The organism is Methylomonas koyamae (assembly GCF_019669905.1).
GTDB classification, from domain to species: domain Bacteria; phylum Pseudomonadota; class Gammaproteobacteria; order Methylococcales; family Methylomonadaceae; genus Methylomonas; species Methylomonas koyamae.
Genome location: NZ_AP019777.1, coordinates 1,621,802 through 1,636,237 on the forward strand (window position 1 = coordinate 1,621,802; position 14,436 = coordinate 1,636,237).

Sequence of the window (14,436 nt, forward strand, 5' to 3'; positions counted from 1 at the left end):
TTTGGCAGGTATCACTGTTCGGCGAGGTCGCCGGCAGGCGCGTTATTGTGCGCCAGGTCGCTAATCGGCGAGTTTTGTAGGGCTTCCAACTCGCTTAATTTCTTCCAGCGGTTAATAATCAGGCAGAACAATTCGGCGGTCTGTTCGGCATCGTACAGTGCCGAATGCGCTCGGGAGTTGTCCCAGGCCAGTCCGGCCGCTTGCGCGATCTTGGCCAGTACGGTCTGGCCGTAGACCAGCCCGCCCAGGGTAGCGGTATCGAAGCTGCTGAACGGGTGAAACGGGCTGCGTTTATGGTTGGTGCGGTCTATCGCGGCATTCAGGAAATTGATGTCGAACGCCGGGTTATGGCCGACCAGGATCGCCCGTTTGCAGTGGTTGCGTTTAACGGCGGCCTTGATTGGCGTAAACAACTTGTTCAAAGCCTCTTTTTCTTCGATTGCCATGCGGAACGGGTGGTAGGGATCGATACCGTTGAACTTCAAGGCGGCTTCGTCGAGTTCGGAGTTTTTGAACGGGACGATATTGCAATGGTGTTTTTCGGTAACGTGCAGTAGGCCGTCCGCGTCGGGTTCGACGATTACCGCAGCAATTTCCAGTAACGGATTTTTTTTGGCATTGAAACCGGCGGTTTCGATATCGACAATGACAGGTAGATAGCCTCGGAAACGATCGCCTAACGGGTTGAAAGTGCTTTGCATCGAGCTGCGGGTTGGTAAAAAAAATGGGTTGTATGCTATGTTACGTGAGTTTTGGATAGGTATAAACAATATTCAATTTGATGAGGTTTGTTATGCAAAATAGAAATACCACTTGGCTGGTCGCAGGGTTGTTGGCTTTGGCCAATGGTTGCGCCACGGTCCATACTGTCGATCCCAAGGACCCGTGGCAAAGTTGGAACCGGAGCGTGCAGTCGTTTAACGACGGCGTCGACGACTACGTCATGAAGCCGGTGGCCAAAGGCTACCGCTGGGTAACCCCGAATTTTGTCGACCAGGGCGTGACCAATTTCTTCAGCAACATCGACGATATCGGCGTTTGCGCTAACGACGCGCTGCAAGGCAAATTCGCCCAATCCGGCGCCGACGGTGCGCGGTTTCTGGTGAACACTACGGCCGGCGTTGCCGGCTTGGTCGATGTCGGCACGATGATCGGCTTGGCCAAACACAATGAAGATTTCGACCAAACCCTGGGTTATTGGGGCGTCCCAACCGGTCCGTATTTGGTGCTGCCGTTCTTCGGCCCCAGCTCGCCGCGCGGCGTATTCGGTTTAGTCGGCGATGCGGCGATGAATCCGTTTACCTATGCCGGCATCTACTTAAATCCGAGCTGGATCGGCGCCGCAGCCTCGATCGGGCCGGGGGCGTTGAAAGTGATAGACGCCCGTGCCGATTTGTTGGGTCTGGAAAAAGTCGCGACCGAAGCCGCTTTGGATCGGTACGAATTTTTCAAAAACGCCTATTTGTCCAGACGCAATTACCTGATTCACGACGGCAACGTGCCGGATGACGACGTGTTGAAGTTCGACGAACTGAAAGACCAAGGTTACGGGCCGTGGGATCCTAACCCGTATTAAGTTATTTTCGATGCCAAACCAAGGCCGCTGGGCGTAACGCCTTGCGGCCTTTTTTATTCGGCGAGGCTGGCGTTAACGAAGTCTGCCGCCACGGAGTCCAGCCTGGCCGGCACGATCAGGTTTTCCAAGATTCGCTCGGCGGGTACCGTACAGGCTACCCGCAAATAATTCGGGGTATAGCCGAAATAGCGCAGCTCGCCGTTCGCCAAGGTTTCGGTCTGGCCTTCCCATAACACTGGGGCCACGGTTCCGAGATTGCTTTCGATAAATGCCTGTTTCATCGTTTCGGCCAGTGCGTGCAATTCCCGGCTGCGTTGCCGTTTAAGCTCCTGCGATATTTGATTCGGCAAACCGGCGGCTTTGGTGCCCTCGCGCGGCGAATAGCTGAAGATGTGGATATGGCCGAAGCCGATGCGCTGGATGTATTCGACGCTTTCCCGCCATTCCTCCTCGGTTTCGCCGGGGAAGCCGACGATGATGTCGGTGGTGACGTTGAAATGCGGAATCGCGCTCCGGGCCCGGTTCACCAGTTCGGCGAATTCGGCGGTTTTGCAGCGGCGGGCCATGCGCCGCAACACACTGTCGCTACCGCTTTGTAGCGGCAAATGCAGGTGCGGCAGCAGGCGCGGGTTTTTGAACAGCTCGAAGAAACCGTCCGGCAATTCCCAGGGTTCCAAAGAGCCCATGCGCAAGCGCGGGATTTCGGTCCGCGCCAAAATGGATTGCACCAGTTCGGCCAGATCGCTGCCAATGTCGCTGCCGTAACCGCCCAGGTGCACGCCGGTAATGATGGCTTCGTTGATGCCTTGGGCATGCAACGCGTTGATTTCGGCGACGACTTCGTCGATGCTGCGGCTGCGTTCTTCGCCGCGGGCGACCGTGACGATACAGAAGGTGCAGCGGTAGCGGCAGCCGTCCTGGACCTTGACGAAGGCACGCTGGCGGCCGCGACTGAACAGCGATACCTCGCCGGGTTCGGTCGACATGGCCGGCATGCTGTCCATGTTCAATTCGCTGAGCGTGCGCTCGACTAACTGGTTTTTGTCGTTGTTGCCGACGATCAGATCGACGCCCATCAATTGCGCCGCTTCGCTTTCGTTTAGTGTCGCATAACAACCGCTAACCACCAGTTTGGCCTGAGGATTATCGCGATGCACGCGGCGGATCAGTTGTTTGGATTTTTTGACCGCATCCTGGGTTACTGCGCAGGAATTGATCACGACCAACTGCGCATCGTTGACGTTGCGGGTGATGGCGTGGCCTTTGGCTTGAAAGGCTTGGGCCCAGGTCTCCAGTTCGGCTTCGTTCAGGCGGCAGCCCAGGGTTTTTAAATGTATTTGCATCTGTTGTTTGTTTCCAAATTTTGCGGCGAATCGAGCCGCCTGCTCGGCGGTTAGCCGAAAAACCAATAAGTCACCAAAACCGCGGCAACAATGCCGCCGATGTCGGCGACAATGCCGCAGGCCGCGGCGTGGCGAATCTGCTTGATGTTGACCGCACCGAAGTACACCGCCAATACGTAGAATGTGGTCTCGGTGCTGCCTTGCACTACCGAAGCCAGTCGGCCGGCAAACGAATCGGCGCCGTGGGCCTGCATCGTGTCTATCATCATCGCCCGTGCGCCGCTGCCGCTGAACGGCTTCATCAAGGCGGTTGGCAGGCCGTCGATAAAACGGTTGTCTACACCGTAATAATCCACCACCCAGCGCACGCCGTCGCTGATCAAAGCCAAGGCGCCGCTGGCGCGGAATACGCCGAAAGCGACCAGCATCGCCACCAAATACGGAATGATGCCGATAGCGGTTTGAAAGCCTTGCTTGGCGCCGTCGATGAACAGTTCGTAGGCGTTCAGGCCTTTGTGCAAGGCGGCGGCGATGAACGCGACCACCAAACCGAACAATATCACGTGGCTGGCCAGCGCCGACTCCGCCAGCATCTCGGCCTGACTCAGGCCGGAGAAATAGCTCAATATTCCGGCCAGCAACGCCGTGATGCCGCCCAAATAGGCCAAAACCACTTTGTCGAGCAGGTTGATCTTTTGCATCCAGGCTACGGCCAGCAAGCCGGTCAAGGTCGAAACGTAGGTCGCGATTAAAATCGGCAGGAATACGTCGGTGGGATTGGCGGCGCCAAGCTGGGCCCGGTAAGCGAATATCGTCACCGGAAACAGCGTCACCGACGAAGTATTGATCACCAAAAACAGGATTTGCGCGTCGCTAGCTTGCTCCGGCCGCGGGTTTAGCGTCTGCATTTCCTGCATGGCTTTGATGCCCATCGGCGTGGCGGCGTTGTCCAGCCCCAACATGTTGGCGGCGATATTCATCGTAATCGATCCCAACGCCGGATGGCCCTGCGGAATTTCCGGCATCAGTCGGCTAAATAATGGGTTCAGCGCGCGGGTCAATAACGCTATGAAGCCGCTGTGTTCGCCGATTTTCATGATGCCCAGCCACAATGCCAATACGCCGCCCAGGCCCAACGAAATTTCGAACGCGGTTTTCGCCAGGTTGAACATCGCCGCGACCATTTCCGAAAATACCCGGCTGTCGCCCAATAGCAGCAGTTTGAAACTGGCGACGGCGAACGCCGACAGGAAGAAAAAGACCCAGATCAGGTTGAGCACAAGGTGAGGAGCTTGGGAGTGGCAACGGCAAAATTGGCGCTATTTTAGCAATTTAGCGTTGCCGGCGGCGCGGAAAATTGGGCCGTAGCCATCCTTGCCGGCGGCGATACTCAGCCGACGTAACGAAACGGCAAGTAGCGCGGGTGCCATTGGTTGGCGGCGATAAAGTCGGCCAAATGAGCCGCATCCAGGTCGTTGCGGCTGACCGAGCCGTCGGCGATGGCCTTGGCTAACACCCGTTCTGCGACATAGCTGCTGATTTTCTGCAAATCGGCGATAGCCGGGTAGATCGCGTCGGCAGCGGGCTCGAATTCGGCGCTGTAGTCGGCCAGGGCATAAGCCGATTCCAATACCATCGCGTCGCTAATACGGCGGCACTCGCCAAGCATGGCGGCCAAACCCAGGCCGGGAAAGATGAAGGCGTTGTTGCCCTGGCCGATTTTATGGCGAACGCCGCGGTGTTCGACATCGGCGAACGGACTGCCGGTGGCGACGATGGCGCGGCCGTCGCTCCAGGCGATGATGTCCGCCGGCGTCGCTTCGCAATTGGCGGTCGGGTTGGATAGCGGCATCACGATGGGGCTGGCGCAGTTTGCAGCCATGGTCCGGATCAGGTTTTCATCGAACAAGCCGGCTGCACCGGTAAGGCCGATCAAGACGCTGGGTTTGGCCTGGCTGACCACCTCGAACAGCGAGGGCGGCCGATGCTCCGGAATGCCCCAGGCTTGGCTAATCGCTGCCGGTTGAGCGATGCCGTGTTTGTAGTGCTCCAGTTCCTCGGTGTCGACCACCAAACCGTAAATATCCACCACAAACAGGCGTTGGCGGATTTCCGGTTCGCGCAAGCCGGCATCCACCATGCCGGCTTTGATTACGCTGGCCACGCCGATGCCGGCGGCGCCGGCACCGGCGATGACGATAATCTGTTCGGCCAGGGTTTGGCCGAGCCGGCGGCAAGCGGAAAGGATGCCGGCCAGCGCCATCGCCCCGGTACCTTGAATGTCGTCGTTGAAGCAGGGCACTTTTTCCCGGTAGCGGGCCAGCACGTCGAATGCCACATCCTTGGTGAAGTCTTCCCATTGGATGATGGCTTTGGGCCAGGTCCGGTGCGCTGCGGCGACGAATTTATCCACCATCGCAAAATAGGCGTCCCGACCTAGGCGCTTGGCGCGCACGCCTAAATAATGCGGGTCGTCCAACAGTTCGTCGCGGTTGGTGCCCACGTCCAGATTGATCGGCAAGGTCTGGAACGGGCAGACGCCGCCGCCAACGGTATACAAGGCCAGCTTGCCGATGCAGATCGATAAGCCGCCCATGCCCTGGTCGCCGATGCCGAGAATCGCCGACGCGTCGGTGACAACGATCATGCGGATGTCGTGCCAGGGGTAGTTTTTCAAAATCGCATCGGCGCGATCGATGTTGTTCGGCGCCAGTGTCAAGCCGCGGGCGGTACGGTACAGCGAGCTGAATTTTTGTACCGCCAGACCTATCGTCGGTGTATAGACGATGGGGACCATCTCCTCCAGATGCCGCTCCAGTATCGCGTAAAACAACACTTCGGAGCGGTCCTGGATCGCCCGCAGAAATTGGTATTTGGAAATGTCGTCGGCCTGTTGCCGGTAACTGAAATACAAACGCTCGATTTGTTGTTCCAGCGTCGTGACTTGCGGCGGCAGGAGTCCGTCCAGACCCAAGTCGATGCGTTCCTGTTCGGTAAATGCGGTACCTTTATTGCTGGCCGGCAACTTCAGTAAAGTCATGCCGCGGATAGACACCGCCAGATAAGGATTGCCGTCTTGGTCCTGGCGGTATTCGAAGTAGTCGCTGAGTCTGGTCATGGCGGGTGTGTAGTTATTCCCAAACAGCCATGCAGTCTATCCGAGCTGGCAGGCGTTTGCTGGTTTGATTATTTGTTTTAGCGACAAGCAAATGCGGTGCCAGGACTGACGCAGTTGCGCGGCTTTGGCTGCGCACTTGGTAACTCGGCTCCGATTTCGGTCGAGCGGTGGGTTTGCTGCGCGAATGCGCGACTATCGGCGTTGTTTTCGACAAAACACGGCGGAATGGGCTTTGGTCAATGTTGCCCGCTAAGATTCAGCAGGCATCGGAATTCGGCAGCGTAGCCGGCAATACGCGCGGTCCGCACCAATATCGGACTCAACCGGCGTCGGCGCACTGAAATAGTTCGGCGTAACGCGATAGGCGAAGCGGTCGGCCGCTTCGCCGTTGAACGGCTCGGTTAGATTTTCTTTGCCAATGCAGCAGCGTAACCGGTGTAGCTGTGCGGTGTCAGTTTCAGCAGCTCGGCTTTAGCGTCATCTGGAATCTCCAGCTTGTCGACGAAGGCGCGCATGCCGTCGCCGGTAACACGCTGGCCGCGGGTCAATTCCTTCAGTTTTTCGTAAGGTTTTTCAATGCCGTAGCGGCGCATCACGGTTTGAATCGGTTCGGCCAATACTTCCCAGTTTTGATCCAGGTCTTGGTCTAGCAGGGCAGGGTTCAGTTCCAGTTTGGAAATGCCTTTTAGCGTGGATTGGATGGCGATGCTGGTGTGGGCGATGCCGACGCCGATGTTGCGCAGCACGGTGGAATCGGTCAGGTCGCGCTGCCAACGCGATACCGGCAATTTGTCGGCCAGAAAGCCGAAGATCGCATTCGCCAATCCCAGGTTGCCTTCGGAGTTTTCGAAATCGATCGGATTGACCTTGTGCGGCATCGTCGAGGAGCCGACTTCGCCGGCCACGGTTTTTTGCTTGAAATAACCCAGCGAGATGTAGCCCCAGACGTCGCGGTCGAAGTCCAACAAGATGGTATTGAAGCGCGACAGGGCGTGGAAGAACTCGGCCATGTAATCGTGCGGTTCGATCTGGATGGTGTAAGGGTTGAAAGTCAGGCCCAGTGATTCGACGAAATTTTGCGCGAAAACCGGCCAATCGACGTCCGGGTAAGCCACCGTATGCGCATTGTAGTTGCCAACCGCGCCGTTGATCTTGCCCAGTAATTCCACCTTGGCGAGTTGTTCACGTTGGCGCTGCATGCGGGCGACGACGTTGGCGAATTCCTTGCCGACCGTGGTCGGCGTGGCCGATTGGCCGTGGGTGCGGGACAGCATGGGCTGATCGGCGCTGGCTAAAGCCAATTGTTTGATCGCGTCTATCGTCGCATCGATTTCGGCCATGATCAAGCCGCGGCCTTCTTTCAGCATCAACGCATAAGACAGGTTATTGATGTCTTCCGAGGTGCAGGCGAAATGGAAGAACTCGTTGATCGCATGCAATTCGGCATTGCCTTTGACTTTTTCCTTCAGCAGATACTCCACCGCCTTGACGTCGTGGTTGGTGGTCTTCTCGATGTCCTTGACCGCTTGAGCGTCGGCTTCGGAGAAATCGCTGACGATTTTATTCAGCACGGCGGTCGCTTCGACGGACAGGGCTGGGACTTCGGCGATCTTGGCTTCGGCGGCCAAGGCTTGCAGCCAGCGTACTTCCACTTCGACCCGGTAACGGATCAAGCCGTATTCGCTGAAAATGGGGCGTAAGGCGTCGACTTTGTTGGCGTAGCGGCCGTCGATGGGGGAGATGGCGGTGAGTGTCATGTTGTTTCCTAAATTTCTAAAACGTAAAACGTTACCTGCGGCAGCTAGATTTGCCCGCCAGGACGTTGGATCGGTTGGGTATTTTTATCGAAGCAAGCCTTGGCTGTGCCGGGAAAGGCTTCGATTAAACGGCGGCGCATGTCGGCATCGTCCTGGAAGACCGTCATCCAGACGGACCAGAAACCTCGTTGTAATGCCATTTCGACAATTTCGGCTCTGCGTTCCTCGCTATCGAAGACGGCAAGTTGCGATTTTCGCTTTGAGGCATTTTGCCAAGCTTGTTGTCTATGTAACCAACGTTTGTCTTTACTTGATGGTGTTTGTTGACCAGTAATCTGGCGATCAGGATGTTTATTTAGGCCTAATGCCAACCAGGTCGTTTCGATTTTTCGGTTGATAGGTTCGGCATGAATTTTATTCGGTAATACTCTGCCTTGCGCATCGTAGCTAAAGGCTAGCAAGGTGTTGTCGCTGTCGGGCCACACATAATCGTCAAGATTCAATTGGCCATGGCCTTTGCCGGAGTTGCAATTGCCGCAGGCAAGTAAAAAATTGCTCCATTGAAATTCGGTTTCCGGGTATTCTTTTTTCGGCTTTTTGTGTTCGACATGAATGCCGCTGGCGATCCAGCGTTCGCAATAAGAGCAATATTCTCCCAGCCGTTCGGTCAACGCTTGCTGGGCATCTCCGTAAGGTTTTATTTCGCCAAGGTCGGAGCCTTTATCAACCGGACGCATGCTTATTTATTTTTTGGTTGCCAGTACGGAGTCGCGTTCGAATTTTAACTGAGCGGCAAACGCAGGGTCGTCGCTAAAAGGAATACTCAATTCGTCAAACCGGCTACGTAATTGCAGCAATTCTTGATCGGTTTCGTCGTTAACTTGATGGAGTCGTCGATAATAGGCTTCAGCGGCAGCCATCATATCCAAATAACGTTTACTTTTTTGCGGCATATCGACATGCTGTTGATCTTCGGCAATATCTTCTATGCTTTCGCTTTCAATATTGACTGGACAGGCTTTTTCCAAATCCCACAATAAACAATCCTCACGTCCATACAACGACTGAATAATGAACGGCGAGTGGCTGCTGGCAACGAACTGCACTTTAGGAAAAGTAGTTAATAAACGCCCGACGACTTCCCGTTGCCATTTTGGATGCAAATGCAGGTCGATTTCGTCGATCAGCACGATGCCTTCGGTTTGCTTGATGACATCGGCTTCCAACTGCGGGTTCAGCGTTGCCATGCGGTAGGCGATGTCGGCGACCATGCCTATCATGTTGCGGTAGCCGTCGCTGAGGAGGTGGAAGGGGATGGTTTGGGTTCTGCCCTGAATTTCTGTTTCGATCAGGATTTCGTCCCAGTCGATGTCCCACCATGCCCGAACGGCACCTGGGATCATTTCGACAATGGCAAAACGAACAGCCTCCAAAACATGGCGGGTTTCATTTTTTTGCAGCGCTGCCAACTCTTGAGTTTTAAACCACCGAAATAATTGTTTCAAATTCGACTCGGAATTTAGACAATCTCGGTAACCGAGCAAACGAGAGCCGGGACTTAGTGTTTTTATTTGTTTTTCTTCTTCATCAATTATTTTCCACAATCGACCTGTTCCATAATATGAAATTACTGGCAACCTAGTGTTCTCATTGTCAATTTTTAATTGTAATGCATGAAACTGAAGATCCATCGGCATTTCGTTTTCATTGAGAAAACCAGGTTTATTCGTTATTTTTGAATTAAGTGGATTGGAAATGTTATCTATAGAAATAGTTATAAGGATAGAAGTTGGTGATGTAGTTTCTTTTATGGCGGTTTGGCCGGCGGTTAACAATTTGTAGTGAACATCAGAAGTGTCTATGGTTGGATTCGCATTTTCCCCCTGTTTTTTACTAATTAATACGCCAGAAAAATCTGGTAGACCATGTAAAAAAGGCACAAGGGATTTTCTCAGTGCATCCAAAACAGCCGTTTTGCCACTGCCATTATTACCAATAAGCAAAGTAAAACGGTCAGATAAATTTATTCCATAACTTTCAAAGCAACGAAAACCTTCTACTTGTAAATTAGTAATTTTCATTGTACTTAACCTCAATAATCCCTCCACCCAAACAAACCTCTCCCAAATAAAACACCACCGACTGCCCCGGCGTGATCGCCCGTTGAGCTTGGTCGAAGCGGACCTTGACGCGGCTGCCGCCATCAATCGGTTCGACCACGCAGTCCTGATCCGGCTGGCGGTAGCGGGTCTTGGCGGCGCAGCGGATGGTTTCGGTCAAAGGCTGGCTGCCGCACCAATCCAGTTGGCCGGCTTCCAGGGTGTTGTGCAGCATCAAGGGGTGGTCGTGGCCCTGGCCGACGATCAGCACGTTGTTATCCAGGTCTTTGTCCAGCACAAACCAAGGCTCGTCCGGCGCGTCTTTTACGCCGCCGATGCCTAAACCCTGGCGTTGGCCCAGGGTGTAATACATCAAGCCGTGATGCTTGCCGATATATTTGCCTTCCGGCGTACGCATTTCGCCGGGTTGGTGGGGCAGGTAGCGTTCCAGGAATTCCCTGAATTTGCGTTCGCCGATGAAGCAAATGCCGGTGCTGTCTTTCTTGCGGCTGTTGGCAAAGCCGGCTCTGTCGGCCATCGCCCGGATCTCGGTTTTGTGCAAATGGCCGATGGGAAACAGTGTTTTGGACAAGGCTTTCTGGCCCATCGCGTACAAAAAATAGCTTTGTTCCTTGGCCGGGTCCAGGCCTTTCAATAGTTCGAATTCGCCGTCCCGTTCGCGGACGCGCGCGTAGTGGCCGGTGGCGATGTATTCGGCGCCGAGGTCTTCGATGGCGTAGTTCAGGAAGGCGTTGAATTTGACGTGTTTGTTACACAGAATGTCGGGGTTGGGGGTGCGGCCGGCTTTGAATTCCGACAAAAACACTTCGAACACTTCGTCCCAGTATTCGGCGGCGAAGTTGACCGTTTTCAATTCTATGCCGAGTTTGTCGGCCACTTGCTGCGCGTCGGCCAAATCTTGCATCGCAGTGCAATATTCGGTGCCGTCGTCTTCCTCCCAGTTTTTCATGAACAAACCGGTTACTTTATGGCCCTGTTCTTGCAGGGCTAATGCGGTGACGGAAGAATCGACGCCGCCGGACATGCCGACGATGATGTGTTTACTCATGCGTGGTCTAAAAATGTTTGTAACAGGCTCAGCGGGTAACGTTGGCCTTTTAAGTACTCGTCGATGGTGGTCAGCACCAACGGGCTGCGCAATTGGTCGCGGCGGGCGCAAATCTCGTTGCGGCTGAGCCAATGAGTGCCGATAATGCCGTCGTCGAGCGCTTGTTCGGGATTATGGTTGCCGACGGTGCCGGCGAAGCAGAAGCGCAGAAAGCTGGGCATTTCCGGATTTCTCCGCCATAGTTGTGTCGCGATCAGGGCTTCGGGCTGAAATTCCCAGGCGGTTTCTTCCCGCACTTCCCGGATGACGGCGGCGATCAGGTCTTCGCCTTCTTCCAAATGTCCTGCCGGTTGATTGAACGCAATGCCTTGTGCCGTTGTCTCTTCGACCAGTAGAAAACGCCCGTTTTTTTCGATGACGGCGGCAACGGTAACGTGGGGTTTCCAGACCATAATTGTCGGCATAAAACGTTAAAAGGCGCGCATTTTACTAGAAATGTTTTTTATATGGGTAAAGATTGAAATTTAATGTTTAAGGCGCTATTTTTAAGTTCACAGCGATTTTGCACCACAGAAGTTTATGTCCGATTTTGAACCCTTTAAAGACGTCGACGGCACCACTGCGCTGCAAGAAGCCAAGCCGCAGTTGAAAAGGCCGCCGTTGTACAAAGTCATTTTGCTTAACGACGATTTCACGCCCATGGATTTTGTCGTCGAGATTCTGACCGACTTTTTTAACATGAGCCAAGAGCGGGCCACCCAGGTGATGTTGCAAGTGCATACCCAAGGCGTTGGGGTGTGCGGCACTTACACCAAGGATGTGGCCGAAACCAAAGTACATATCGTTAACGAATACTCCCGTGAACATCACCATCCGTTGATGTGCACGATGGAAGAGGCGTGAGAGGTAAGCCATGCTAAGTAAAGAACTGGAAGTGACATTGAACGCTGCTTTTACCGGGGCTCATGCCAAGCGCCACGAGTTCATCACCGTCGAGCATTTGCTGCTGGCTTTGCTGGATAACGTGACGACGATTCCGATCCTGATCGCCTGCGGTTGCAACGTCAATGCGTTGCGGGCGGAATTGACCCGATTTATCGACGAAACCATTTCCTTGATTCCGGAAGGTATCCAACGCGAAACCCAGCCGACGTTAGGCTTCCAGCGCGTGTTACAGCGGGCGGTATTTCATGTGCAGGCTTCCGACAAAAAAGAAGTGACCGGCGCCAACCTGTTTGTCGCCTTGTTCAGCGAGCAGGATTCGCATGCGGTTTATTTGCTGAACAAGCAAGACATCACGCGTCTGGATGTCGTCAATTATCTGGCTCACGGGGTTTCCAAAATCGAACAGTTCAGAAAAGAAAGCAGCGAGGAGCCGGAAGGCGAGCGCGGCAACAACGAGAATTTGACCAGTCCGCTGGAAAAATACGCTACCAATCTGAACGAAGAGGCCTTGAAAGGCAATATCGATCCGTTGATCGGTCGGGAAATAGAGGTGGAGCGGACCATCCAGGTCTTGTGCCGGCGGCGGAAAAACAACCCGTTGCTGGTCGGCGAAGCCGGGGTCGGCAAAACCGCAATCGCCGAGGGTTTGGCGAAGCGGATTGTCGAAGAGCAAGTCCCCGAGATATTGATGAACAGCACAATTTATTCGTTAGATATGGGGGCGTTGGTTGCCGGCACCAAATACCGCGGCGATTTCGAAAAACGTTTAAAAGCGTTGATCAACCAATTGAAAAAAGAGCCGGATTCGATTTTGTTCATCGACGAAATCCATACCATCATCGGTGCCGGTTCGGCTTCCGGCGGCGTAATGGACGCTTCGAATTTGATCAAACCGGTGTTGGCTTCCGGCCAGTTGCGCTGCATCGGTTCGACGACCTATCAGGAATACCGCGGCATCTTCGAAAAAGACCATGCCTTGGCGCGGCGTTTCCAAAAAATCGATGTGGTCGAACCGTCCATCGAAGATACGGTACTGATTCTGAAAGGTTTGAAGTCCCGTTTCGAAGAGCATCACGGCCTTAAATACACCCAGGAAGCCTTGCGCATGGCGGTGGAATTATCGGCCCGCTACATTACCGATAGGCATCTGCCGGACAAGGCGATCGACGTCATCGACGAAGCCGGCGCCAGACAACGTTTGTTCACGGCCGGGGAGCGTAAAGAGACCATAGACACCGCCGAGATCGAGGAGATTGTCGCCAAGATTGCCAGGGTACCGGCGCAATCGGTGTCTGCCAACGATATCGACAAGCTGTCCAACCTGGAAAAGAACCTGAAGATGTTGGTGTTCGGTCAGGACGAAGCGATTTCCGAATTGGCTGCCGCAATCAAATTGTCGCGAGCGGGATTGCGCGATACCACCAAGACGATTGGTTCCTTCCTGTTTGCCGGTCCGACCGGCGTCGGTAAAACCGAGGTGACCCGCCAGTTGGCCAAAGTGTTGGGTATCGAATTGATTCGCTTCGACATGTCGGAGTACATGGAGCGGCATACTGTGTCGCGCCTGATCGGTGCGCCTCCGGGCTACGTTGGCTTCGACCAGGGCGGATTGTTGACCGAAGCGGTGACCAAGCATCCGCATGCGGTGTTATTGCTCGACGAATTGGAAAAAGCCCATCCGGACGTGTTCAATTTGCTGCTGCAGGTCATGGACCACGGCACGTTGACCGATAACAACGGCCGTAAAGCAGATTTCAGAAACATCATTCTGATCATGACCACTAATGCCGGAGCCGAGGAAAGTAGCCGGGCCTCGATCGGATTTACCGTGCAAAACCATGCTTCGGACAGCATGAAGGTGATCGAGCGCGGCTTCTCGCCCGAGTTCAGAAACCGTTTGGATGCCATCGTCCAATTCAAGCCTTTGGATATGGCTGTGGTCGGCAGCGTGGTCGACAAGTTCATCTTCGAACTGGAAGCGGTGTTGGCGGACAAAAATGTGACATTGACGTTGGAACCTGCCGCGCGGGCATGGCTGGCGGAACACGGCTGCGATCCGAAAATGGGGGCCAGGCCGATGGCGCGTTTGATCCAGGAAAAAATCAAGAAGCCGCTGGCCGAAGACTTGCTGTTCGGGCGTTTGGCGAATGGCGGTCACGTGCGGATACACGTCGAGAATGGCGAATTAGCATTTGCCATCGAAGGCAAACAGCTAGTCGTTTCCGAATTGAATCAAGTGATGTAAAGCGGGGAGGTAATCGCTAGCCCGGAGCGGGTTAGCGATTCCGGAACGTGATGCGGCCTTTGGTCAGGTCGTAAGGGGTCATTTCCACGCGAACTTTGTCGCCGGTCAGGATACGGATGTAATGTTTGCGCATTTTGCCGGAAATATGCGCGGTGACGATGTGGCCGTTTTCCAGTTCGACGCGAAACATCGTGTTCGGCAGTGTGTCGATGACCTTGCCATCCATTTCAATTTGATCTTCTTTTGCCATAGTAAAAGCCCATAAAGTTAAAACGGCTATGTTA

At 54.3% G+C, this 14,436-nt stretch carries 13 protein-coding genes; 3 read left to right on the top strand and 10 right to left on the bottom strand.

What is annotated here, in order from left to right:
• Positions 1–11 precede the first annotated feature (11 nt).
• The gene (rnt, locus tag MKFW12EY_RS07810; RefSeq protein WP_082877651.1) at positions 12–701 is read right to left on the bottom strand and encodes a ribonuclease T; all 690 of its coding nucleotides are present in this window, start codon (positions 699–701) and stop codon (positions 12–14) included.
• Positions 702–793: 92 nt separating this feature from the next.
• Here rnt and MKFW12EY_RS07815 point away from each other — a divergent pair, with 92 nt between their 5' ends.
• Entirely contained in the window at positions 794–1,576 is a 783-nt protein-coding gene (locus MKFW12EY_RS07815) for an MlaA family lipoprotein (RefSeq protein ID WP_064024889.1), read from the top strand.
• A gap of 53 nt (positions 1,577–1,629) precedes the next feature.
• Here the strand turns inward: MKFW12EY_RS07815 and mtaB are convergent, their stop codons facing one another.
• From mtaB to MKFW12EY_RS07855, 8 genes are all read right to left on the bottom strand, one after another.
• Positions 1,630–2,919: a tRNA (N(6)-L-threonylcarbamoyladenosine(37)-C(2))-methylthiotransferase MtaB gene (gene mtaB / locus MKFW12EY_RS07820; protein WP_221054302.1), complete on the bottom strand. Its 1,290-nt coding sequence runs from the start codon at positions 2,917–2,919 to the stop codon at positions 1,630–1,632.
• 50 nt (positions 2,920–2,969) lie between these two features.
• A complete protein-coding gene (locus tag MKFW12EY_RS07825; protein ID WP_054761137.1) occupies positions 2,970–4,199 on the bottom strand; it encodes a nucleoside recognition domain-containing protein in 1,230 nt (409 codons plus the stop codon).
• 110 nt (positions 4,200–4,309) lie between these two features.
• Positions 4,310–6,037 carry an NAD-dependent malic enzyme gene (locus tag MKFW12EY_RS07830; RefSeq protein ID WP_221054303.1) on the bottom strand — a complete coding sequence of 576 codons (1,728 nt, stop codon included), beginning with the start codon at positions 6,035–6,037 and terminating at the stop codon, positions 4,310–4,312.
• A gap of 401 nt (positions 6,038–6,438) precedes the next feature.
• Entirely contained in the window at positions 6,439–7,794 is a 1,356-nt protein-coding gene (gene purB, locus MKFW12EY_RS07835; RefSeq protein WP_054761139.1) for an adenylosuccinate lyase, read from the bottom strand.
• 44 nt (positions 7,795–7,838) lie between these two features.
• Positions 7,839–8,465 carry an HNH endonuclease gene (locus MKFW12EY_RS07840; RefSeq protein ID WP_172680273.1) on the bottom strand — a complete coding sequence of 209 codons (627 nt, stop codon included), beginning with the start codon at positions 8,463–8,465 and terminating at the stop codon, positions 7,839–7,841.
• A gap of 72 nt (positions 8,466–8,537) precedes the next feature.
• Positions 8,538–9,875, bottom strand: a complete 1,338-nt coding sequence (locus MKFW12EY_RS07845) for an AAA family ATPase (protein ID WP_221054304.1) — start codon at positions 9,873–9,875, stop codon at positions 8,538–8,540.
• Positions 9,862–10,962, bottom strand: a complete 1,101-nt coding sequence (mnmA, locus tag MKFW12EY_RS07850; RefSeq protein ID WP_221054305.1) for a tRNA 2-thiouridine(34) synthase MnmA — start codon at positions 10,960–10,962, stop codon at positions 9,862–9,864. Before mnmA ends, MKFW12EY_RS07845 begins: the two co-directional genes overlap by 14 nt.
• Positions 10,959–11,414: an NUDIX hydrolase gene (locus MKFW12EY_RS07855; protein ID WP_054761146.1), complete on the bottom strand. Its 456-nt coding sequence runs from the start codon at positions 11,412–11,414 to the stop codon at positions 10,959–10,961. The genes mnmA and MKFW12EY_RS07855 overlap by 4 nt, the downstream gene beginning before the upstream one ends.
• 127 nt (positions 11,415–11,541) lie before the next feature.
• Here MKFW12EY_RS07855 and clpS point away from each other — a divergent pair, with 127 nt between their 5' ends.
• Both clpS and clpA read left to right on the top strand, forming a co-directional pair.
• A complete protein-coding gene (gene clpS, locus MKFW12EY_RS07860; RefSeq protein ID WP_054761148.1) occupies positions 11,542–11,865 on the top strand; it encodes an ATP-dependent Clp protease adapter ClpS in 324 nt (107 codons plus the stop codon).
• Between the two features lie 10 nt (positions 11,866–11,875).
• Positions 11,876–14,152: an ATP-dependent Clp protease ATP-binding subunit ClpA gene (clpA, locus tag MKFW12EY_RS07865; protein ID WP_221054306.1), complete on the top strand. Its 2,277-nt coding sequence runs from the start codon at positions 11,876–11,878 to the stop codon at positions 14,150–14,152.
• A gap of 31 nt (positions 14,153–14,183) precedes the next feature.
• On the opposite strand, the gene infA is transcribed toward clpA, so the two are convergent.
• Positions 14,184–14,402, bottom strand: a complete 219-nt coding sequence (gene infA, locus MKFW12EY_RS07870) for a translation initiation factor IF-1 (protein ID WP_013819653.1) — start codon at positions 14,400–14,402, stop codon at positions 14,184–14,186.
• Positions 14,403–14,436: the final 34 nt, after the last annotated feature.